Origin of the sequence: Peribacillus sp. NPDC006672 (genome assembly GCF_050274955.1) — a bacterium.
Taxonomy (GTDB): Bacteria; Bacillota; Bacilli; order Bacillales; family DSM-1321; genus Peribacillus.
In genome coordinates this window covers 26,398-48,548 of the sequence record NZ_JBNNOR010000027.1, presented here as the reverse complement: position 1 = coordinate 48,548, position 22,151 = coordinate 26,398, and the positions used below count along the sequence as shown (strand labels likewise).

The following is a 22,151-nucleotide window of genomic DNA, read 5'->3' as shown; positions in this document are numbered from 1 at the left end:
TACCTTGATTATAAAACAAAAAAAGGTAGATTTCCTCAGAATAAACTGAGAAAATCTACCTCTATTGGCCCGAAGGGACTTTTTCAGTGCCCTCGTTGTGTCCATTTTTTTCGTGGGTATAGTTCATGATGTAGAGAGGGAACTTTCCATTCAGGAATGTCGGCACGTTTGGTTTGGATGGCCAGCACAACGAATGTACACATATTCTAAGGCAACTGGATTCAGATGATTGAATACGGTTTCATTTGTTGGTGCACTTGGTTTATCGTTTGTACAATTTTCTGCAGCACTCGTTATGCACCAAGAAATATTTCAAGCGATCCATTGAGCCTCATCTTCCTGTAAGGAATGATGTAATACGAGTATGAAACAATTAATTTCTACGTGGATATACAATGGGGTTCCTATTCCTCCATGTTCTTACAGCCGTTGCCCTTGGTGTTGTTGCATGGCCTTTCTTTTAGAACAGGAATGATTGTCCTTTTTTAATTACTGTATTCGGTACTTCTTTTTGTTTTATGATTAGCTTTTGATTTTAATTTTATGATTTTAGTCGTCTCCGGTACAACTCTTATACCCTTTTTTGTGTTCATCACCATTTCTTCTGTCAGGACGAAAAATATACCAACTAGAAAAATGGCAGCCGCGCTTAGTGTAATGGCCATCCCAACAGCGGTTAATAAATAATCCTTATTGTAATCGCTTACAAAAAAACTTAAACCAAAAATTAAAATTCCGATTACACAACCTGTGCCTGATACCCACTTCACTGCATCCATCATCTTCTGATTAGTTTCCATTATTTCATCCCCTTTCTTTCTATTTTATGACATTTCACAAATTTGTCAAACATTTTCTATTTTTTAACATATTCACAATGAAAACCTTGACAAATAGACGAAGCCGCTATTCACTTTTAGGTATTCAAGACTATATAAAAGTCTGTAAAACAGTATAAATACACTATCAAATTTTCCAATACTACCCTTTTCTATACTTTTAAAAACTTTTTAACTTCATTATCAAATAAATGGCCCCTGATGAATTTATCAGGGGCCATACCTCTTTCTATGATTTCTGCAAGGATATCGTTAACGTTTTCTTTTCAGCACCCCGATACACTTTAACCTGCACCTTATCGCCGATTTTCTTATCCGTGTATAAGACTTTCCTTAATTCTGCTGTCGTATTTATTTTCGTTCCATCAATCTCCGCGATGATATCCTGTTGCTTAAGCCCTCCATTCGCCGCAGCCGATCCCGCTTCAATACTCGTAACCATGACACCTGACTTTGCAGCTTCAGGAACATTTTGTAAGTAATACTGTGGCAGTTCTTCTATACTGGCCAAGCTGACTCCTAAATATGGGCGCGTGATTTTTCCATTTTCAATCAGTTCCGTAACAATGGGAATCACATCATTACTTGGTATGGCAAACCCTAGGCCCTCCACACCATTTTCGGAAATCTTCAAGCTGTTTATGCCGATCACTTCCCCAGCTGTATTGATCAATGCCCCGCCGCTATTGCCAGGGTTGATCGCTGCATCTGTTTGAAGGACATCAAGTTCCCACTCACCTTCCGATGTATCGACTGAAATCGAGCGTCCGGTCGCACTGACAATCCCTTGTGTAACCGAACGTGAAAAATCAAGTCCGAGAGGGTTACCAATCGCCAATACTTCTTCACCTGGACGCATGCTATCAGAATTCCCGAATTTAATACCTTCAGGTGCTTTCGAAGCATCAATTGTCAAAACTGCTAAATCCGTCAAAGCATCCGCCCCGACAACCACTGCAGTTGCCTTTTGTCCATCATATAATGAAATTTCGACTTCCTTTGCTCCCTCAATAACATGATTGTTCGTAATGATATAGGCCTTCCCATTTGCCTTTTTATAAATGACCCCTGAACCAGTGCCGCTCGCAACCTTTTCGCTTTTCGTGCTTTGTTGCTGGAACGGGCTCTGGTTTTGCATCTCTTGTAAATTCACGACCCCTACAATCGATTTGGATGCCGCTTCCACCATCTCTGCCCTATCATTTGAATCCGTACTTGTCGATAACTTTTCTGCCGTGACACTTCTATCCTTTTCAACGCTTTCCGTTTGTTCTACACCTGCCGTTTGGGTTGACTCATTCACGGAACCTTTCCCTTGATCTATAAAGTCCCCGCCCAATACAAATACAGAAGATGTAACAATAGAAGCAACTGTTCCGGAAACAAGGCCAGTTAGCAAAAGCGATTTGCCCTTCTTCCGTTCTGCCTTCACTTTGGCTTGCTCATCACCATTATAATTCTCCATCTTTATCCCTCCTATGATTGTCCTTTACTTGGCTCAATCATAAACAGTAATTATTAAAAAATTCTTAAGAAATAAAGAAATAAGTGACCTTTTTATAAAAAATATAAAATTTTATCAAAACTTGCTATGTGATATTTTGCCATGCTTGAAAACAAAAAGGTCTCAACATAGGACCCTTTTCAATTCAACCGTTATATCTCTTTACATGACTTCATACACTTCTTTTGTCTCCTTATTCACGCCATACCAGCCCCAAGTAGCTGCGTGGCCATTTTTCTGACTGCCTTCATCCCCTTCGAACACTTGAAAAATGTAATCTCCCTTTTCGGCATCATGATCATATTCGATTTTCAAATGCGGGAAATTTTCCATGTCCACGTAATCCTTCACAAGCTTCTCCGCCTGAGATTTACTTAAGGTACTAACCGAATCCTTCCTCCCTTCTTTTTCTTTTCCTTTTACCGTCCCAGCTTTTGTATCCGTTGCCGCCTTATCTTCTAATTTGGATCCAACGTTCCCCTTTTCACTTGCTTCCTCCACCGGTTCCACTTCGTCACTCCCCTCTACTGTTCCTATAGTGGCTGAACCTGACACCGGATGCATTTCCGCCGCCTTTAAAACCATTAGTTTACCTTCCCCATATTTTGCCTTATATGCGGTTGCTTCTTCAAAATCTCTTTGGGCCGCATCAAAATCCTGTTCGTCGTATTTCTTCATTCCACTCGCCAGAAAACCTGAAAGATCCATTAATTCTCTTGCTTCCGATGTTTTTGCTTCTTTATAAGCTAATTCAAATGCCTCGTGGGCTTCTAAATAATTTTCCTCATTCAACTGACTTTTTCCCAAATCCAGATTGGAATCATAATTCCTTGTTACGCAGCCTGAAGCAATCAACATAAAAAAAATAACCATGAATGATCTCTTCACTACATCACTCCTCACTTTTCCAAAGATACTCTCCCATATTATTCTATAAATCCATCATAAACCCTTTGATTAAAATTCCGATACCTCTATTTCCTATCATTTTCATTAAAGAAATGTTGATTTTTATGATTATTTTTTTACAAAAAGCGGTACAGAATAGATAAACGGTTGAAAGGATGATGAGCAGAATGAGACAGGATAAACAGACCTATCATGTCGATTTGGTCAGCGGCGACGTACTCGGACAAAAACTTGAAGAGAATCCGAGCTTCACTGTACATGCAACTGATGAAGAACTGGCAGAATTGAAACAATGCTTGGAGGAACACCGGACAGATGACCTGGAGGCATATGCCCGTTCACATGTGCCCTACCTTCTCTATCATCATGACCGGGCAAATGATAAATACGATGCAGCCATGAAAAGACTTTATGCCCTCATTTATAAATTAGGGGATGCAACGGCACGAAACCATATAGAAGAAATCGGCATATTGAAAGATAACAAATTCGAGGGAAAAGAAGAAGTGCAAAAGTTCAAATAAGAATTATGACAGAACCTGAAATTCAAAGGTTCTGTTTTTTTATGAAAGACCCCTAAAGGGGATATGGGGGCATGACTTTAGCTTTGAAATTTGTTTTAAGTGAAAATAAGTTGTTGTTATCCACTAATAATATTATGATGGCATTCTAAATAAAAATCGGAGGTATCTTATATGTTTTTATTTGGGGCCATTATCATTTATCTTTGCTTAGCATTTTTCTGGACGTTTTTATTCAGCCTTTTCAAAAAGAGACTTTATGTTTTTATTGCACCTTTCAGTATTTTGGTCATATCGCTTTTATTATTTGGTTTAGGCAGTGCAACACCTTTGGCAGTCGATTCATCAACTAGGGAGCCGCTGCACCCACTTTCTCAACCCTCAGCTTCTTATACACTAACGTCATTTGCGGTTATCGCACTAGCTCCGCCTTCTTTTATACTTGCTTTTGTCATCTTTATTATAAGAGGTAAAAAAGTAAAATGAAGACGATACATAAACGCCCCCGCCCCAATGGGTGCCAACGAAAAAATCCTGTTGCATATCCAACAGGATTTTTTTCAATCTTTATTCAAAATTCACAATGACAGGATTCTTCTTTGGCCCGATGAAACCGTGGCCCCTTTTGTATAGGTAAGGGCAATTCCCTGGATAATGAACATCGTAGCCAACGTCATCAGCATGTCGGGAATTCTCAATTTAACGATCATGAATGAATTCAATGCCCCTACGACTAGTGAGGCACCGATTGCAGCTCGACCCGCACGGATAAAAGTGGCTTCACGAGTGACTTTAAAATTTATGAATGCGAGGACTGTTCAGATTGCCCATTGAAATCGCGTTGCACAAAGGCAGAAGGAAATCGTCAGGTGCATTATAACCCGATTTATGAAGAACTAAAAACGAAAGCAAAAGTGAACCTTTGGTCTGAATCAAATGCACAAATCTACGCTCGACGAAAAATCGAGGTTGAGAATGTTTTTGGTCACATCAATGGCAATAGATCGTTCCGTCGGTTTTTACTTCGGGGCTTGCCGAAAGTCCAAAACGGAGGTTGTCATTGTGGCTATGGCCCATATTCTACTGAAAGTAGCTGGCCTTCGAAAGCTACTCTCAACAAAGAATTATAAAAGTAGAAAAACAGGTGAAGGAAAACGAATTGTTTTTCTTCACCTGTTCTATTTTAGGGACTTATTAGACAGTCCCTTAATCAGCTGTATTGCAGACTTATCCCTCTCTTATCTGTCAAAACATTTCTGTTTTGCAGGATTTAACACCAATTCCTAATGGAACGGTTGCTGGGCATCTTAGGGCCATTCCCTCCGCCACTCTTGATAAGAGAATATACGTTTTTCGTAATTATCACTTTATAGGGATATAGTCGCAAGTCAATAGTTTTTTGAATATTTGAAATGTTCCCTGCTATTTTATTTTCTTTGAAGCTGGGCTAGACGCTTTTTCTCAATTTTTTCAAGTCTCTCCAACTGACGTAGTTTCACTTCGAACACAGTAATCGGATCACGGTAAACTTCCGGATTTTCTTTCATATGCTCCAATGCAGCCTGGTAGTCTTTGATTTCTGTCTGCGTTTGCTCTATCGTTTTTTGAAGTAAGGCAAATGAGCTGCGATAGAAAAGTGAGATGTCCCGATCCAAAGATTTTTCAAACAATCCAAATTGGGTAAGGAAGCGTTCAGTGATCATTTCCGCAACATCCTGATAATCTTCACTTTCCAAGTATTTCTTATAACGATTGTACATATTGGCTTTATTTTGCGGTATTGCCCCAAACAGCTTCCCTGCTCCTTTAAGCAGCAATTGTGATGGAGTCCTGCGCAAAAGGATATTAACGTTTTCGATGCGGATACTGCTTGTCATCCGGTCGGCATCACGGCGCCAGTCATCCAATACCCTAAAGTCACCTGACAGCGTTATCCGTTCTTCTTTGTATAATTCATTGAATCCGGCACTCATCTCATCCATAAACTGTTGGCTTTGCGAGAACTCCATTTGGGAACTAGCAATCCAATCTTGAAGAGAACGGTAATATTGAGGCATGATCTTGTCAGAAATGAATGCTTGAATCCGCTCATTCATTTCATGGTTCAGCTGTATATGGACCTGACTGAAATCACTGCTTTCCGTTAACGATTTAGAGCAATCCCTCAGTAATTCCGGAATTTTAGAAGAAAGCTGACTTTTAACTTCATCCTTAAGCACACGGTACGACCTTATGATATTTTCACTTTTTTCTTTTTCCAAATCAGCCAATTGATTGACCGCGCCATTCAATTTGACTTCCATCTGTTCATTCCAAGAGATGGAATGCTCGCATTTCCGTTCATTGGCTGCTCGTTTTTCTAACAGATAAGATAAAGTTTTACGAATGAAAGCAAGAATTTTTTCAGATCTTCTTTCTTTCCAATTATCATCTTGATAATTGGATTGAAGGAATGCTGAAAGGTCCTTCAACTGCTGCTTGCTGTCATAAAGTTTGGAGAAAGCGAACACTTTCGCATTCGGGAAATATGCATTCACTTTATCCCATGTTTCGTCTTCCATCCGGACCGCGACTTGATCACTGTATATCGTATCCATTTTATTTAATAAGAAATGAATCGGCAGTTTCGGAGCCATCATTTGAATTTCCAATAACAGGTCCCGTTCACTACCGGTGAAAGGCGCCCGGGCATCAAGAACGAACATCAGGCCATCACTGCCATGTAAATAGCCTTGGAAATCTGATTCCACGCTTTTTTCCCCATTGAACCCCGGTGTATCCAATAATCGCAGACGATTATTTTTAAGGTAGTCACTGATAAGCGTCACATCGACAATAGTCCCGCGCTGGCGGCGTGTTTCATCTAATTCAGTTAGCTCCATGACAACTTTGCTATCTGTATCGGTAATTTCAAGGATTTCCAAATCATCCCCATCTTTGACACTGACTAGTGAAGAATGATCTTCGGCAGCGATGCTCTCGCCAACAATTGACTGTATAAAGGATGTCTTGCCATTTCCTGTACTTCCCACAAGAAGAAGGTTGAAATTTTCGGTATCCTTAAGCCCCTCGACCATCCATTTAAGCTTATTGCCAACCCTTAAATCATTCTCTTCAGCCCATTGGATGATGGAATTGAACAGTTTCTCTCCAGCTTCCAGTCCGCCTCCCAATTTAGGTGATTTCGAAAGCAGGCTTTCTGCATCCTGAATGACCAGCGCATTAATCGTATCCGGGAAAATTTCATTCCAGGACAACGCGGATGCCGCTGCAAACAGCGAAAGCTCCCCATCTGCGATTTTTAGCCAGTTTTCCAGCAACCTTGGCACGACAGGACTTAAATCTTTGATTAGGTGCGTTCCTTCTAACAGACCTGCATATGCATCCCTGTAATAAACGGAAAGCTCATCCCATACATCCCCTTGGTTTAATTCGATGGTATCTATCAGGTTATTAATCACTTTTAACCATTCAAAATATGAATCGGTATATTTATAATTTTTCCAAAGGGCAACCGTCATCTTTTCGAAACGAGCCTGGTCGAGCGTATATAGCGAACAAAGGACAGTTGAAAAATAATCCGGGGCCATAGATTGAGCGACACCCTGTTGGATATATGTTTTCAGCACATCAAACCAGCTCATTGATTCCGTACGGATACTTTCATCTGAAGCTAGAACCACCGCACTGTTCCAATCCTTTTGTTCTTCAAAAAAGGCACGTGCGATTTCCGTGACATTCGGGTAGTCCGGTTGAAACTCGACTGCTTCTTTCACGACTTTGGAAGCCAAATCATTTCTAGATTCCACTATGTAAAGGGAAAACAGTTGCAAAAGAACCTCCGTTTTCAAAACCGCTTCCTTCGTATCGACGGATTTATAAATATCCTCTGCGGTTGAATACATTTCCAGTTCAAAATAAGCATCAGCGATGTTTTTCTTCGCCCATGAACCAAGTTCACCTTCTATGTTTTCCCATTTGAAAATGGCTGCTTCATAGTCATGATGCTGAAAATATACTTCACCTTGAGCGAATCGAACTGCCGTTAAATCCGCTCTTTCCTTTTTTTGTTCCACGAGAAACATTTCACCCAAAGCTTGAATAGGGTGCTTCCTTGTATCCTCAATCATCGTTTCATAATATTTTTTCCCGATCAGCCGTTCGTCCATCTTTATTCCCCCGATATATTTCATATTTTCAATTAAAGGATAATCACTAATTTGAAAAGCATTCAAAAAGCCCTTACATGCAATTAATAGGTTCCTTTAGTAAAGAAAATTATTTGTAAAACCTTAAAATATTATTTTAACAAAACAATATGGTAACAACATGTCACCACTCTTACAATTTTAAAACAGAAAGGAATGGAACTGTAATGATTTTAATGAACCGATACAGAGATGTCATTTCCACATTTGAGAAAATATGTTTTTTCTAGTTTAACCGGTATCTGAAGAGGTTAGCGAACCATTCTTTATACCTCTAAATTACCAGAAGTCCAGCCCTTTAACTACCTAAAAACGGAAAAAGACAAATCCCTTTACCTCACTCATTACTAATATCCCATTTTATCGTTCATATAAAAAAGCAGCACCTTCATTCATGAAAGGTAACTGCTCTCTGATAAGCTCCGAACAGTCATTGTCCTTTGACAAATTAGGATTATACCCCTGTACGCTTACGTTGGTTATTCGGCTTTTTGGTCAACTGGCTTTTAAGCTGTTTCGTTTTCTTCACCACGCCGGTTTCCAGTTTATCTTTACTTGATCCTGCTTGCTTTTGAGCCAGTTTTTGTTTGACTGCATCCGCCAGGCTTAACTTTTTATTTTCAGACATAATGTTGTCTCCTTTAGTGTTCTGCCCTCTATTATAATATAGTTGCGGTTAGAAAGATAATAGGGAGTTATATCCGATTCTTTTTGCAAAAAATCCCCCTCGGTAAAGGAAGTTTCGCCAACAGAGGACTAATTTCCTGCTTAAAAGGAATATTGAAATGATTCATGATAATAAATTATGTTGACTCCATAATCAGAATTTGCTAAATTATCTTTATATTATAAAATCTATGAAGAGAAAGAGTAAGATTGGTACCCTGTTCCACAGAGAGTCGACATATGGTGGAAGTCGATGTCCAAGGCCTATCCCAAAATCATCTCTGAGATGCAAAGCTGAAAATGCAGTAGGCTTTGACGGTTTTCCGCCGTTACAATGGATCACGTATGAATTCGTACGTTGACTGAGTGCCGCAGCTTCTTATGAAGGGCGGAAAATGGGTGGTAACGCGAGCGACAAACTCGTCCCTGATTTCCAGGGACGAGTTTTTTATTTGCACAAAACACTTACAATAACCTTTTTCGGGCCAGTCGGCGGGAGTTATCATTTTAAAAAAAGGAGAATCACCATGAAAAAAACAGACACATTGTTTATCGGCCTTATGCTTTTCTCAATGTTCTTCGGAGCTGGGAATCTTATATTCCCTCCATTTTTAGGGGCGTCTTCGGGAACTTCTTTCTGGCCAGCCATTGCCGGTTTTGTCGTCACCGGAGTCGGCCTGCCAATTTTAGTGCTTCTCGCCGTCTCACTTGTTAAAGGCGGAGCACAAACTATCGGGGCACGTGTACATCCTCTATTCAGCACGTTGTTCATGGTAGTCATTTATTTAAGCATTGGACCTTTTCTCGCCATTCCACGGAATGCGAATGTTGCCTATGAAATGGGCTTCAAGCCATATCTTGGCGACTCAATGAATCAATCCCTATTCCTATTCATATTCACAGCCATATTTTTCATCATCGTTTATGCCATTTCATTGAATCCTAAAAAAATGGAAACCTTCATGGGACGCTGGATTACACCTATTCTACTTTTGTCCATGGTCATTCTCTGTGTCGTCGGGTTCGTAAAGCTTGATGCTCCATTCAAAGCTCCAACAGACGCATATGCAGCAGGGGCATTTTCGAAAGGGTTCATAGAAGGGTACAACACGATGGATGCTTTAGCTGCCCTGGCATTTGGGATCGTCATCCTTACTTCAATCCAGCAAAGAGGGATTTCCGATCGAAAACAATTGACGAGATATACAGTAAAAGCGGGTCTCATCGCTGGTGTATTGCTTTCATTAGTTTATATCTCCTTAGGTATAATGGGAGCACGCATGGCAGCCGATGGGTCATTCGAAAACGGAACGGATATCCTCACAGTCGCATCCACCCTTTTACTTGGAACTGGCGGGAAGGTCCTTCTGGGCATCATTTTCACTTTAGCATGTTTCACCACCGTCGTCGGATTGACGACCGCTTGCGGACAGTACTTCTCGAAACTTTTTCCCAAGCTGAACTACAAAACCGTCATTCTGATTGTAACAATCGTCGGTTTCACCCTTTCAAACATGGGTCTTAATCAAATTTTAAAAGTATCGGTACCTTTCCTTGTGATGGCCTATCCGTTAACGATCGTCTTGATTGTCCTGACATTCTTCAGCAGTCATTTCAAAAACCCTAAGAAAGTATATCGTATAGCAATGACCTTCACAGGAGTTTTCGCCTTGATAGATGGACTGAATGCATTCGGTTTACAATTAGGACCCGTGAAAACGTTGAGTGATGTCCTTCCTCTTTCTGCCTACGGTATGGAATGGATCATCCCTGCTATCGTCGGTACTGCCTTTGGCCTTCTGCTCAGTCAAATCGGACAAACAACTCCAGCTGAGGAGTTGGAAATCGAAACATTATAATAATGAGGGAAGCAGATGATTTTACAGATCATCTGCTTATTTTTTGGACGGCCTGCATTGCTTTATTTTGGAAAATGCCATCCACTTTTTGTTATGATGGGGTTAAAGGAGATGATAAGTAACATGTCTAAACAAACCCGTATTGGTAAAACAGATCTATATGTAAATCCGATTGGCCTTGGAACGAATGCCATTGGCGGACATAACCTATTCCCTAATCTAAGTGAGGACACAGGAAGGGACGTCTTGAGAACGGCTCTTGATGAGGGAATTAACTTTTGGGATACAGCTTACATTTACGGTCCTGAGCGTTCAGAAGAACTTATCGGTGAAATCCTTAAAGAGAGTTGCAAACGCGAGGATATAGTCCTTGCCACTAAAGGGGCACATAAATTTTCTGATGGCAATATCGTCTTTGATAACTCTCCGGCCTTTCTGAAAAATGCCGTGGATTCAAGTCTAAAAAGGCTCCAAACAGACTATATCGACTTATTCTATATCCATTTCCCTGATGAGGATACCCCTAAAGATGAAGCAGTAGGTGCCTTAAAGGAATTAAAGGATGCAGGCAAAATTAAGTCCATCGGAGTCTCGAACTTTTCGTTCGAACAATTGAAGGAAGCGAATAAAGACGGCTATGTCGATGTCCTGCAATCCGAGTACAATCTATTCAAACGGGAGGCAGAACAAGATCTACTGCCATATACAGCCGAAAATAATATTTCCTTCATTCCTTATTTCCCCCTTGCTTCCGGTCTGCTCGGCGGCAAATATAATCAGGAATCAACATTCGAGGATGGCCGGGCTAAAAGTCCGCTTTTCCAAGGACAAGCCTATGTAAGCAACCTGCAAAAAGTGGAAGAAGTACGGGCAATTGCCAACAGGAAGCATGCCGATGTCGCCGATGTGGTACTAGCTTGGTATTTAACTCGGCACTCGATAGATGTGCTAATTCCCGGAGCGAAAAAGCCAGAACAGGTCACACGCAACTTAAAAGCATTGGATGTCAATCTAACCATGGATGAAATTGCCGAAATCAGTGCGATATTCGCTTAGTATAGAAGGAAAGGCTGTTCAGCTGTTGAACAGCCTTTTCTTGATTTATCCCACCTCCATTCCTAACCTGTGGTTCCAAGCTACCTAGGTTATCCTCCAAAAAATCTGACCCTAATCTGATTCATTGAACGTCTTACCTTTCGAGATTGCTTAGGGTCTTCTATCTCGCTATATTTAGTGAATAATCCACCAATTGAAGAAGAGGTTGTCTGAAGAAAAAAACTATTGTCAATCAATTCCTTATCTTAGCAAATTTGTTATGGGCCGGTAATTACATTTTCGGCAAATATGTTGTGACCGAACTTTCCCCCATCAACTAACATTTACACGATGGCTGATTGCGGTTATTTTATTATTTCCTCTAGCCAATGGGTTTAAAAGCCAAATTGGAATCACCAGTTATAATTTTTTCCTTTATTGGGCTCTGACCTATACAATTTCCATGAATGCCACTCAATTCAATTAACCCTGCATTAATTGTTCTTTTTCCCCCCTTGCTTTTAAAGGAGAAAATTTTACCCCATCATGCACTCGGCCTTATCATTTCTTTCGGCGTTTTATTGGGCTTAACAAAGGGACACCTTCTGGACATTTTCCAGCTCACTTATAAAGGCGACCTATTGATGATCCTGGCAATTCTCGTTTGGACCTTCTATTCGATAATCGGTAAAAAACTGAAAAACGTTCCGATCATCTCAGCCACAGCCGTTTCCGTATTTCCCGGATTGATTCTCGTCGCTCCATTTGAAACATTGGCCCCGGATTGAATCTTGTTTTAAGCTGTAAAACAATCACAGGACCCATATACATTGGAATTTTCCCATCTGTTGGCTCCTTTATTTTCTGGAATGTTTCCCTTCGTCATATCAATGCAAACCAGGCTGGAGGTTTATCTAAATCTGATTGGGCTGTTTTTACCGCCATTCTTAGCCTACTTTTAGGTCAACCGATTACTTTCGTCCAACTCCTGGTCGGGCTCCTTGTCTTCATTGGTGTTTATCTGACAAGTAAAAAGAAAAAAGAATACCCGGCTGCTCTCATGAAGAACTTGTAAAAATGTACAGAATTTAAAAACCTACGAACGCTTTCTTGTCTTTTCCCCTTGTCTACCCAGCATGATTTACGTTATCCTTTAAAGAAGAAAATCTGAATGCAAAGGTGTGCTTTAGTTGAGGATCAATAAATATATCAGTGAATCCGGAATTACCTCGAGACGAGGCGCAGACAAATGGATAGCCGATGGCCGTGTGACGATTAATGGCACAGTTGCTGAGCTTGGCAGTCAAGCTGAACCCGGTGATGATGTTCGTGTAGATGGCAAGCCGATAAAAGTGGAACAGCAAAATGTCTATATTGCACTGAATAAACCGATAGGGATTACAAGTACGACGGAAAAACACATTAAAGGAAATATTGTTGATTTTGTAAATCATCCGCTTCGCATTTTTCATATCGGACGGCTAGACAAAGACTCTAGTGGCCTGATCCTGCTTACGAATGATGGAGACATCGTAAATGAAATCCTTCGTGCAGAAAACAAACATGAAAAGGAATATATCGTAACCGTAGATAAGCCACTTACCGCTTCCTTCATTCAAAATATGTCATCCGGCGTGGAGATTTTGGATACGAAAACACTTCCATGTAAGGTTAAGCAATTGACCAAATATACATTCAACATCACCTTGATGCAAGGATTGAACAGACAAATCCGCCGTATGTGCTCAGCACTAGGTTATGAGGTCCGTGATTTACATCGAATCCGAATCATGAATATCCATTTGGACGGACTGGCGCTCGGACAATGGCGCGACCTGACCGAGGATGAATTATCGGAACTATTCAAAGAGTTGGAGTATACTCCTAGGCAGAGATAAAGAAAGAAAGGATGCCCCTCAGATTCTGGAGCATCCTTTCTTTCTTTTAATTCAATTGAATTTTTACAAGTGGTAATTCAACTGGGTTATTCGAACTCATCGTATCCAACTGAATTCGTAAGACAAAATCCTTCGCATCAAAACCTTTAATCTCACTAATGTCGAAAGTTTTTCTGAATCGTAATTGATCATTGTTCATTGCCTTTTCCACCCATGTTCATCTGGAAATCAACGATGAACTTTTTATCTTGTACAATCATCTTCTCTACTTTTACTGACAGTTCCTGACGTTTCGAATGAACATCTACAGGTGTCTTTTCGTTCAATTCAAGGAATTGATTTGGTTCATAAATGGCCAACTTTGGATGAATTTCTAAATAACTTGTTTTTTCAGCAAGAGCCATCGGAATAATCGCCCTTCCTTTTTTCGTCACATGATTTCCCTCCTTCATCGTTCCTTTAGAAATGTTGCCGTGTGATGAAACATGCACCGGGTTGCCTTGATCATCATAGACATCATCCATTCTAATTTGATCTTTTTCCGTACCTTTTAAGAAAACGACTGAATAATTAATTGTTGTTGAAGATTGGCCTTCGATAATAGAATTAAACTTAATGATAGCGCTGCCCTCTTCATTCTCGCTCACTTCATCTGTTTTTACCTTCTCAAAAGGCAGCTGCTTTTTACGAGTCGGCACTGCTTGTTTTATTCCCATTTGAATAGCTTTTAAGACATCTTCTTTAGGAACTTCTACTTTTTCATATTCTTCATGAAAGACCTTTTTCTTAAACATTTTTTCGCTCGATGGAGATATGTTTTCACTGTATTTTCCGGAACACTCATGATTTCCGCAACATCACAAATAGACATATCCCGATAATAAAAGAGCAAGATAACCGTCCGATAATGCTCGTTCAGTAAATTAATAAGCCGCACTCAAATCCAAGGAATGGTCATTGAAGTGAACTTGTTCTTCTGTATTCTCTAAAAGTTGATCTACGAGTATTTCTCTATTCTTTTTTCTTAATAGGGCATACGCACAATGTATGAGGATTCTAGTTACCCACGTTAAAAAATAATCCTTGTTCTTCAACTCTCGAACAGCCCGAAATGCCTGATAAGCCGTTTCCTGAACAACATCCAAGGCATCCTCACGATTACCGACATATATAAATGCCGTACGGTAAAGTTGGTCACTATGTAACTCAAGCAACTTCTCAAAAGCTTTACCATCGCCCTTGATTGCCTTATTCACCAGCTTGATTTCATTCATCAACTAACCTCCTTTTGCTTATTAGAGGAAAACGGGGTTGGAAAAGTTTCAACTATTTGAGAATAATGTGCTTATGTATATCGCTTCGCATATTCAACTCGTTTTATCAGGCAATCCACGCATTATTTCAGTCAAAAATCTCCTTTACTCGTGAAATTCAATGATTTACTCGTGAGTTTGACCGTTTTACTCGTGAGTTTCACACATTTACTCGTGAATTTGACCGTTTTACTCGTGAATTGGCTCAGCCACGGTTATTTTATTTATTTAGTTACGCTTTTTTATAAAACCATCTTCATCTCGATTCATTTATCAGGCAATCCACGCATTATTTCAGTCAAAAATCTCCTTTACTTGTGAAATCCGATGTTTTACTCGTGAGTATCGCACTTTTACTCGTGAGTTCCGCTTTTTGGCCAAAATAAAAAGCAACCTCTAATAGGCTGCTCGTTATCGGCTATAAATTATACCCACCATAAATCAGTTGGGCTTTCGTTGATGAGGACAGTTTTTAAATTGGTTACCGCTCTTTGAAATCCTTCTTCGACTGACATTAGCGGATCTTCATGTTCTATGCTGACGACGTAATCGTAACCGTATGTGCGAAGGGCGCTCATGATGTCGGACCAATCTTGCAGGCTGTGGCCGCATCCTACTGAGCGAAAGTTCCAGGCGCGGCTTTGGACATTTCCATATGGCTGCATGTCGGTTAATCCATACATATTGATGTTATCCTGATCCAAGTATGTGTCTTTTGCGTGGAAGTGGTAGATTGCCCCCGCCTTCCCTAGAATTTTGATGGCCCCTACTGGCTCGATGCCCTGCCACCAAAGATGGCTTGGATCAAGGTTGGCGCCTATTGCATCCGATGTAGCTTCCCGCAGTTTTAACAAGGTGTAGGGTGTGTGAACGAGAAAACCACCGTGCAGTTCAAGTCCAATTTTTATATTGTGTTCATCGGCAATGGCGGCTACTTTTTTCCAATAGGGGATCAATTTTTCTTCCCATTGCCATTTCAGCACATCTGTATACTCATTGGGCCATGGGGCGACAGGCCAGTTTGGATATTTTGCTCCTTCGTGATCACCAGCTGTACCAGAAAAGGTATTGACGACCGGAACGTTTAGTAAGGATGCAAGCTTGATTGTTTTTATCAGTGTTTCATCACTTTCTTTGGCGAACGCTTTATCTGGAGAGATTGGATTGCCGTGGCAGCTGAATGCACTGATCGTTAATCCTCTTGTTTGAACGGATTCCAGGTATTTTTGGCGCTTTTCTTCACTATCCAGCAGTTCATCGAGTGGACAGTGGATATTGCCTGGATACCCGCCTGTACCGATTTCAACTGTTTTTAATCCGGAATCCGCAACATAATCAAGCATATCCTCGAATGATTTTTGAGCAAATAGCACTGTAAAAATCCCTAATTTCACAAGCTCCACCTCACCTTTTCTTTAGTTTATGCTCATGACCTTCCCACTTGCCGAGCTTTGATAAATGGCTTCGATTATTTTTGAAACTTTCATGGCTTCTGATGGCTTTACCAATGGTTCCACCAACCCTAGGCAGCTGTCAATAAAGTTCTCTGCCTGCTGCAGGTCTGGTGTATCCTCCCCTGGCATCCATACTGCCTCACTATTTAATAGCATGCCGTGCTTAGCCTGATTCAAGACTAATGGGAACACATCAAGTCCTCCCTGCGTTCCTGATAAACTCAAAACAGTTGCTTCTTCACGGATATTCGCGGCCCATGATGTTTCGAATAATAAAGATGCTCCGTTGGCAAATTTGATATAAGCCGTGGCATGGTCATCCACTTCAAATACCGATGCATCGAAATTCCCCCATAGATTGACCTGATCGACACCCTTACTGACATAATTATATGTCGAACCTACGATTTCAATCGGTTCTGGGTCATCCATTAGCCATAAAGCCAAATCAAGCAAATGGCAGCCGTAGTCGATTACGCTTCCCCCGCCTTGCAATTCTTTGCTTGTAAATACACCCCAGCCAGGGACTTTGCGGCGTCTGATTGCCTGTACACGCGCTACATACGGCTCACCGATTTCACCGGCCTGAATCATTTTCTTTGCAGCCTGGGCTTCTTTCATGAAGCGGTAATGATAAGCAGTCGATAACACTTTACCCGATATGTTTGCAGCCTCGGTTATTGCCTTACATTCCTCAGTTGTAATGGCCATCGGCTTTTCGCATAACACATGTACACCCGCTTGCAGGGCAGCAATGGAAATCTCCGCATGAAACTTGTTTGGCGTTGCAATCGTAACAGCATCCACTTCAGCAAACATTTCTTCATAATTGGTGAAAACTTTCTCGATATGAAATTCACGTGCCACTTCTCGCGCCTTCATTTCATCTATATCCTGAATGGCGTATAAAACTACCTTATCTTGAAATTTTTGAAAAGCTGGGATATGCCTTTTTTGGGCAATTCCGCCAGCACCGATAATACCCATTTTTAATTTGTACATGATGACTATAAACCCCTTTATAAGCGGATGATTTTTCGGGATGCATTTGATTCCATCGCGCCAAGTATGACTTTTAATGATTTTAATCCTTCAACTCCAGAGACAAGAGGCTCCTCATTGTCCACCACACATTTTACAAAGTGGCTGATCACTTCGGAATCATGCTGTCCATCAGAGTCATTTGTCTGGATGCTTCCTAATTGGATGGTTTCTGTCTTTCCATTATCATGATGGATGATCAGTGAGTATTTCGGATCGTCTTCAAGGCGCAATACCGCTTTTTCCGCATAGATAACTGTCGCATTGTCCTCTTTTGCATAAGACCAGCTGGCGGTAAGAGTACCGATGATACCGCTCTCCGTCCGGAGGATACAGGCCGCACTGTCATCAACGTCTGTATTTTTCTTGGCAGTCGTTTCCACAAAGGCTCCCACTTCAACAAATTCCTCTCCAAGGATATACCTTAATAAATCAGCTTTATGGACGCCTAAGTCACCCATTGCACCAATGACTGCCTGATCCTTTTTAAAAAACCAGCTTTCCCGTCCGTCCACGCTCCAGGTCTCTGGCCCGGAATGTCCAAAGGCCGTCCGGAAGCTATAGACTTTTCCTAGCTCCCCACTCTCAATAAGCTGTTTCGCTTTTTGATGCGAAGGAACAAAACGCTGATTATGACCAATCATTAGTATTTTGCCGCTTTTCGCTGCTGCTTCATTCATTTTTTCAGCGTCATCTAAAGAAGTGGCCATTGGTTTTTCACAAAGGACATTCTTACCTGCTTCCAAGGCCGCAACTGTGATGCGTGCATGCAGGTAATTCGGTGTACATACACTGATCGCTTCAATCTCCTCATTCTTTAAAAGTTCTATATAATCAGTATATGCTTGGGCGCCATACCTTTGTGCTGCTGCATTCGCCCGGTCTGGAACAATATCACAAACGGCAATGATTTCTGTTTCCTGATGTGCATCATACTCCGGAAAATGCCTATTTTTTGCGATACTCCCGCATCCAATGACTCCTACCTTCACTTTGCCCATTTTGTTCTCTCCTTCACTTCAGCTCTTTGTTGATATGGATTCCAACGGTTCGGCTTTCCCATAGTTCGTTACCATTCCAAATTCCGGCTTGACCCACTCAACGGCATTCTTAATTACCCGTTGAATCTCTGGATTATGGTAAGTCGGATATGTTTCATGACCTGGACGAAAATAGAAAATCCTCCCTTTTCCCCGCTGGTACGTGCAACCGCTTCTGAAGATCTCCCCGCCTTCAAACCAACTGACAAATATTAATTGATCTGGTGCAGGAATATCAAAATGTTCCCCATACATCTCTTCCTTCTCAAGCTCTATATATTCCCCGATTCCATCAACGATCGGATGACTGGGATCGACAACCCAGAGCCTTTCCCTCTCATCCGCCACCCGCCATTTCAAATCGCAAGTCGTGCCCATTAACTGTTTGAAGATTTTTGAGAAATGACCGGAATGAAGGACGATGAGACCCATTCCCTCGAGTACCCGCTTCTGAACTCTCGTAACGATTTCATCCTGAACTTCATCATGTGCAACATGGCCCCACCATAGAAGTACATCTGTACGTTTCAGTGCTTCTTCGGTTAATCCATGTTCTTCTTCATCGAGAGTAGCCGTCCTCACTTCGACCTGCTCACTTTGTAAAAAGCCGGCAATTGCCCCATGGATTCCATCTGGATACACTTCGGCTACTTCAGGCTTTGTTTTCTCGTGACGAAACTCATTCCATACTAGGACTCTCATGAACAATCTCCTCCATATTAATTTGTCGGCAACTTGCTATTTTTAACTATCCCTCTTTATTCATAACGCAAACGTTTGCGTTAAACGTGATCAAACCTCAATCGATTATCAGAACATACTTATTAGCTTATAGAAAGTATGAATTTTCAAAAATAATAGTGATAATCTATATTGTAAATTTATGTTATCAAAAATCAAGCTTTAATTGGTAAAACATTTCTACATTTTTCATTTAATTTCCTTTTCAGCAATAAAATGCGACTCCCGCTTTATGATTTTGGTAGGTATCCTTATACTCTTTTCCATCATTTCAGGATTTGCAATGATATCGAACACGCATTTTGCCGCCTCATATCCTAACTGATACGTATGGATATCAACCGTTGTAAGCGGCGTACTTAAAAACTCTATGAATTCTGAATGATTAAAACAGACGACGCTAATTTGCTCCGGCACTTTCAAGTTCTTTTCAGCTAAAACTCCAAGCAAAAGAACTCCCAATAATAGATCCATAACCAAAAAAGCGGTTGGAGCCTTACTTAATTCCAGCAATTCATCAATCGCCTTTATGCCATCCGTTCGATTTAAAGGGATCAATTTGATATATTCCTGTGGTACATCCAATCCAGCCTGTTCCATCGCTTGTTGAAACCCTGTCAAGCGGGCTTGAATCACTTCAAACTCTGGACTGCCTCCTAAAAAGGCGATTCGCTCATGTCCAAGGCTGATTACAAATTCCGTTACTTCCCTGGCCGCTTGAACATTATCGTTATCAATGAATGTGATGCCGCTCATGTTCGTACTAGGCTTCCCTATCAAAACAAACGGAAACCCTTGCTTTATTAAATACGGCACCACTTTATCGTCCTTTTTAGAGTATAAAACAATCATACCATCCACTCTTCTGCCCTGAACCATTTTCACGACATCCTCAAAGATGGCATCTTCCGTCTCGCCGGTTGTCAGAGAAAGACTGTACCCCTCTTTATTGCAGAAATCCCCGATGCCTCGGATCACTTCTGGAAAAAAGGGATTATAAAGTGATTCCCTTGCGGAACTTTTCATGACGATTCCAATGGCTTTTGTCGACTTCGTGACTAAGTTGCGGGCATTTTCATTCATATGATAGCCCATTTCTTTTAATACCTTGCGTACCTTACGCTTTGTCTTTTCACTTATTGTCGGGCTGTTATGAATTACACGCGATACCGTTGATGGAGCGACATTCGCTTTTTTGGCAACGTCCTTTATTGTAACAGACATATTCATCACCACTCCCCGTTCACCGCATATGGTTTAATATTCCCTATATTTAAATAGTTATTTAACGGCTCCATCTGCAATTCCTTTGATAATTTGCCTTTGAGCAAAAAAGTACGCAATGATGACTGGAATGATGGATAAAGTAAGTCCAGCCAAGGCAAGATGCCATTGTTTCGTATATTGCCCGAAAAAGAAGAACAATTTAAGCGGAATGGTCTCCGATCCCTCGCCACCAATAACAAGGGATGGCAACAAATAGTCATTCCATATCCAAATGACATTTAAGATCCCAACTGTAATGGACATCGGTTTTAGTAATGGAAAGATGATATACCAAAATACTTGGAATCGGTTTGCACCATCAATTTTAGCTGCTTCATCAAGTGAGATGGGAATCCCTTTTAATGTACCATGGTATAGGAATATGGAAAGACTGCAGCCAAAACCTAAATACATGAAAATCAGTCCGGCCTTGTTCAACATCCCAAACTGTCCAAATTGGGCAACAAGCGGTATCATCACAGACTGAAACGGAATCAACATGGCTGCTACAAACACAAAGAAAAGCAAGGAACTTATTTTACTTTTGTTTCGGGAAAGTGCATATGCTGCCATCGCAGAAAAGATGATAATAATGACTACACTGACGCCCGATATCAATAAAGAATTGAATAAAGTCCGGAGGAAATCCAATTGCTCGAAAGCTTGAATGAAGTTTTCGAATGTCCAGGTTTCAGGCAGTCCCAGTGTATCGGCAAATATATCCCGCTTCATTTTAAAAGCATTGACAATCATTAAATAAAACGGAGTGAGCCATAATACGGCTAAAATGAATCCGATGAAACCAATCAGCCACAATTTCCATTTTTCCCTCATTACAGCTCAACCTCCCGTTTTTTATTGATATAAACTTGTGTCAATGAAACTACCGCCACGATTACGAAAAAGATTACGGCTTTTGCCTGTGCATATGCCATATCATTTTCCGTGAAAGCGGATTTTACAATGTTCATCGCGACCATTTCGGTTGAATTATAGGGAGCTCCATTCGTCAAAGAAAGATTTTGATCATAGATCTTGAACGAGTGTGACAGTGTCAAAAACAAACTGACGGTAAAAGCAGGTGCCACAAGCGGGAAGGTGATATGGCGAAAACGCTGGAAGCTGTTAGCCCCATCAATTTTTGCTGCTTCGATCAAGTCTTCAGGAACAGCCTGCAGATATGCAATATAAATGATCATGATATACCCGGCCATTTGCCATGACGTTAATATGATCAATCCCCAAAAACCTGTTTCTGTCGTTGATAACCATCCATTAAATGCCTCGATCCCAGTCAAGTCACCAATCGCACCGAAGACCTTAATGAAAATGAACTGCCAAATAAAACCGAGGATCAATCCGCCAATTAAATTGGGCATAAAGAAAACTGTCCGCAGTATGTTGCTTGATTTGATTTTCGATGTCACGATAAGAGCCAAACTTAATCCGATGACATTGATTACAACAATTGCCGCTATGGAAAATTTAATGGTGAACCAAAATGTATCCAGGAACCCTTTATCCGTAAACAAATTCATATAATTCTTAAGACCGATGAAAGCTGGCGTCCCTAGACCGTTCCAATTCGTAAAGGAATAATAAAATCCGTAGATGAGTGGCACGATCACCACCAAAATGAGTGCAGCAAGAACAGGTGTCAAAAACAGCCAATATGCGGCATCCCGATTTCTCAACGAAACCGACCTCCTTGAAATGATTTAATAGATAACGGATTTTAAAAAAATTATTTAAAAATCATCGATCATGACTAGGTTAGTAAATGATGAATACCATATTACGCAATTTCCCTTAGCTACTTTCTTGTAACAGGAACAACCAATCGACACACTTTTCATG

General features: G+C 40.8%; 23 protein-coding genes, 2 pseudogenes, 1 riboswitch and 1 other annotated feature. Of the genes and pseudogenes, 9 read left to right on the top strand and 16 right to left on the bottom strand.

Annotation, left to right across the window (positions count from 1 at the left end; all coding sequences use genetic code 11):
• Positions 1-485: 485 nt before the first annotated feature.
• The 3 genes from ACQKKK_RS24905 to ACQKKK_RS24895 form a co-directional block, all read right to left on the bottom strand.
• Positions 486-800, bottom strand: coding sequence for a hypothetical protein (locus ACQKKK_RS24905; protein ID WP_427619807.1), 315 nt, complete (start codon positions 798-800; stop codon positions 486-488).
• Between the two features lie 268 nt (positions 801-1,068).
• A complete protein-coding gene (locus tag ACQKKK_RS24900; RefSeq protein ID WP_427619806.1) occupies positions 1,069-2,304 on the bottom strand; it encodes a S1C family serine protease in 1,236 nt (411 codons plus the stop codon).
• Between the two features lie 201 nt (positions 2,305-2,505).
• Entirely contained in the window at positions 2,506-3,231 is a 726-nt protein-coding gene (locus tag ACQKKK_RS24895; protein ID WP_427619805.1) for a hypothetical protein, read from the bottom strand.
• A gap of 188 nt (positions 3,232-3,419) precedes the next feature.
• Here ACQKKK_RS24895 and ACQKKK_RS24890 point away from each other — a divergent pair, with 188 nt between their 5' ends.
• Together ACQKKK_RS24890 and ACQKKK_RS24885 are read left to right on the top strand one after the other, a co-directional pair.
• A complete protein-coding gene (locus tag ACQKKK_RS24890) occupies positions 3,420-3,776 on the top strand; it encodes a hydrolase (RefSeq protein WP_427619804.1) in 357 nt (118 codons plus the stop codon).
• Positions 3,777-3,947: 171 nt separating this feature from the next.
• The gene (locus ACQKKK_RS24885) at positions 3,948-4,259 is read left to right on the top strand and encodes a hypothetical protein (RefSeq protein WP_427619803.1); all 312 of its coding nucleotides are present in this window, start codon (positions 3,948-3,950) and stop codon (positions 4,257-4,259) included.
• A 122-nt stretch (positions 4,260-4,381) separates the two neighbouring features.
• Here the strand turns inward: ACQKKK_RS24885 and ACQKKK_RS24880 are convergent.
• Positions 4,382-4,528, bottom strand: a pseudogene (locus ACQKKK_RS24880) (ABC transporter permease); the annotation flags it as partial.
• Positions 4,529-4,570: 42 nt separating this feature from the next.
• Here ACQKKK_RS24880 and ACQKKK_RS24875 point away from each other — a divergent pair.
• Positions 4,571-4,903, top strand: coding sequence for a transposase (locus tag ACQKKK_RS24875; protein WP_427619809.1), 333 nt, complete (start codon positions 4,571-4,573; stop codon positions 4,901-4,903).
• A gap of 105 nt (positions 4,904-5,008) precedes the next feature.
• Positions 5,009-5,114, bottom strand: a riboswitch (SAM riboswitch).
• An 86-nt stretch (positions 5,115-5,200) separates the two neighbouring features.
• On the opposite strand, the gene ACQKKK_RS24870 is transcribed toward ACQKKK_RS24875, so the two are convergent.
• Both ACQKKK_RS24870 and ACQKKK_RS24865 read right to left on the bottom strand, forming a co-directional pair.
• A complete protein-coding gene (locus ACQKKK_RS24870) occupies positions 5,201-7,942 on the bottom strand; it encodes a GTPase domain-containing protein (RefSeq protein WP_427619802.1) in 2,742 nt (913 codons plus the stop codon).
• Positions 7,943-8,435: 493 nt separating this feature from the next.
• Complete coding sequence (locus ACQKKK_RS24865) at positions 8,436-8,609, bottom strand: hypothetical protein (RefSeq protein ID WP_164468807.1); 174 nt, start codon at positions 8,607-8,609, stop codon at positions 8,436-8,438.
• Positions 8,610-8,829: 220 nt separating this feature from the next.
• Positions 8,830-9,078: a binding site (T-box leader), on the top strand.
• 96 nt (positions 9,079-9,174) lie between these two features.
• Here ACQKKK_RS24865 and brnQ point away from each other — a divergent pair.
• The 5 genes from brnQ (at position 9,175) to rluF (ending at position 13,439) form a co-directional block, all read left to right on the top strand.
• Entirely contained in the window at positions 9,175-10,506 is a 1,332-nt protein-coding gene (gene brnQ / locus ACQKKK_RS24860) for a branched-chain amino acid transport system II carrier protein (protein ID WP_427619801.1), read from the top strand.
• Between the two features lie 123 nt (positions 10,507-10,629).
• Positions 10,630-11,562: an aldo/keto reductase gene (locus tag ACQKKK_RS24855; RefSeq protein WP_427619800.1), complete on the top strand. Its 933-nt coding sequence runs from the start codon at positions 10,630-10,632 to the stop codon at positions 11,560-11,562.
• Positions 11,563-12,185: 623 nt separating this feature from the next.
• Positions 12,186-12,329 carry a hypothetical protein gene (locus ACQKKK_RS24850; protein WP_427619799.1) on the top strand — a complete coding sequence of 48 codons (144 nt, stop codon included), beginning with the start codon at positions 12,186-12,188 and terminating at the stop codon, positions 12,327-12,329.
• Complete coding sequence (locus ACQKKK_RS24845; RefSeq protein WP_427619798.1) at positions 12,326-12,616, top strand: EamA family transporter; 291 nt, start codon at positions 12,326-12,328, stop codon at positions 12,614-12,616. Before ACQKKK_RS24850 ends, ACQKKK_RS24845 begins: the two co-directional genes overlap by 4 nt.
• Positions 12,617-12,731: 115 nt before the next feature.
• Complete coding sequence (rluF, locus tag ACQKKK_RS24840; RefSeq protein ID WP_427619797.1) at positions 12,732-13,439, top strand: 23S rRNA pseudouridine(2604) synthase RluF; 708 nt, start codon at positions 12,732-12,734, stop codon at positions 13,437-13,439.
• A gap of 46 nt (positions 13,440-13,485) precedes the next feature.
• On the opposite strand, the gene ACQKKK_RS24835 is transcribed toward rluF, so the two are convergent.
• From ACQKKK_RS24835 to ACQKKK_RS24825, 3 genes and pseudogenes are all read right to left on the bottom strand, one after another.
• Positions 13,486-13,638, bottom strand: coding sequence for a hypothetical protein (locus ACQKKK_RS24835; protein WP_427619796.1), 153 nt, complete (start codon positions 13,636-13,638; stop codon positions 13,486-13,488).
• On the bottom strand, positions 13,628-14,233 hold the full coding sequence (locus ACQKKK_RS24830) for a hypothetical protein (RefSeq protein WP_427619795.1): 606 nt from the start codon (positions 14,231-14,233) through the stop codon (positions 13,628-13,630). The genes ACQKKK_RS24835 and ACQKKK_RS24830 overlap by 11 nt, the downstream gene beginning before the upstream one ends.
• A pseudogene (locus tag ACQKKK_RS24825) lies at positions 14,191-14,713 on the bottom strand (sigma-70 family RNA polymerase sigma factor). The gene ACQKKK_RS24830 and the pseudogene ACQKKK_RS24825 overlap by 43 nt, the downstream one beginning before the upstream one ends.
• A gap of 150 nt (positions 14,714-14,863) precedes the next feature.
• On the opposite strand from ACQKKK_RS24825, the gene ACQKKK_RS24820 reads away from it, so the two are divergent.
• A complete protein-coding gene (locus ACQKKK_RS24820; protein WP_427619794.1) occupies positions 14,864-15,073 on the top strand; it encodes a hypothetical protein in 210 nt (69 codons plus the stop codon).
• Between the two features lie 104 nt (positions 15,074-15,177).
• On the opposite strand, the gene ACQKKK_RS24815 is transcribed toward ACQKKK_RS24820, so the two are convergent.
• From ACQKKK_RS24815 to ACQKKK_RS24785, 7 genes are all read right to left on the bottom strand, one after another.
• Positions 15,178-16,146, bottom strand: a complete 969-nt coding sequence (locus ACQKKK_RS24815) for a sugar phosphate isomerase/epimerase family protein (RefSeq protein ID WP_427619793.1) — start codon at positions 16,144-16,146, stop codon at positions 15,178-15,180.
• Positions 16,147-16,167: 21 nt separating this feature from the next.
• Entirely contained in the window at positions 16,168-17,208 is a 1,041-nt protein-coding gene (locus ACQKKK_RS24810; RefSeq protein ID WP_089362554.1) for a Gfo/Idh/MocA family protein, read from the bottom strand.
• Positions 17,209-17,225: 17 nt separating this feature from the next.
• Positions 17,226-18,248 (bottom strand): Gfo/Idh/MocA family protein, encoded by a 1,023-nt coding sequence (locus ACQKKK_RS24805; RefSeq protein WP_427619792.1) that lies wholly within the window; start codon positions 18,246-18,248, stop codon positions 17,226-17,228.
• A gap of 18 nt (positions 18,249-18,266) precedes the next feature.
• Complete coding sequence (locus ACQKKK_RS24800; RefSeq protein WP_427619791.1) at positions 18,267-18,989, bottom strand: ThuA domain-containing protein; 723 nt, start codon at positions 18,987-18,989, stop codon at positions 18,267-18,269.
• Positions 18,990-19,217: 228 nt separating this feature from the next.
• The gene (locus ACQKKK_RS24795) at positions 19,218-20,252 is read right to left on the bottom strand and encodes a LacI family DNA-binding transcriptional regulator (protein ID WP_427619790.1); all 1,035 of its coding nucleotides are present in this window, start codon (positions 20,250-20,252) and stop codon (positions 19,218-19,220) included.
• 57 nt (positions 20,253-20,309) lie between these two features.
• Positions 20,310-21,128 (bottom strand): carbohydrate ABC transporter permease, encoded by an 819-nt coding sequence (locus tag ACQKKK_RS24790; protein ID WP_427619789.1) that lies wholly within the window; start codon positions 21,126-21,128, stop codon positions 20,310-20,312.
• A complete protein-coding gene (locus tag ACQKKK_RS24785; protein ID WP_427619788.1) occupies positions 21,128-21,988 on the bottom strand; it encodes a carbohydrate ABC transporter permease in 861 nt (286 codons plus the stop codon). The genes ACQKKK_RS24790 and ACQKKK_RS24785 overlap by 1 nt, the downstream gene beginning before the upstream one ends.
• Between the last annotated feature and the right edge of the window lie 163 nt (positions 21,989-22,151).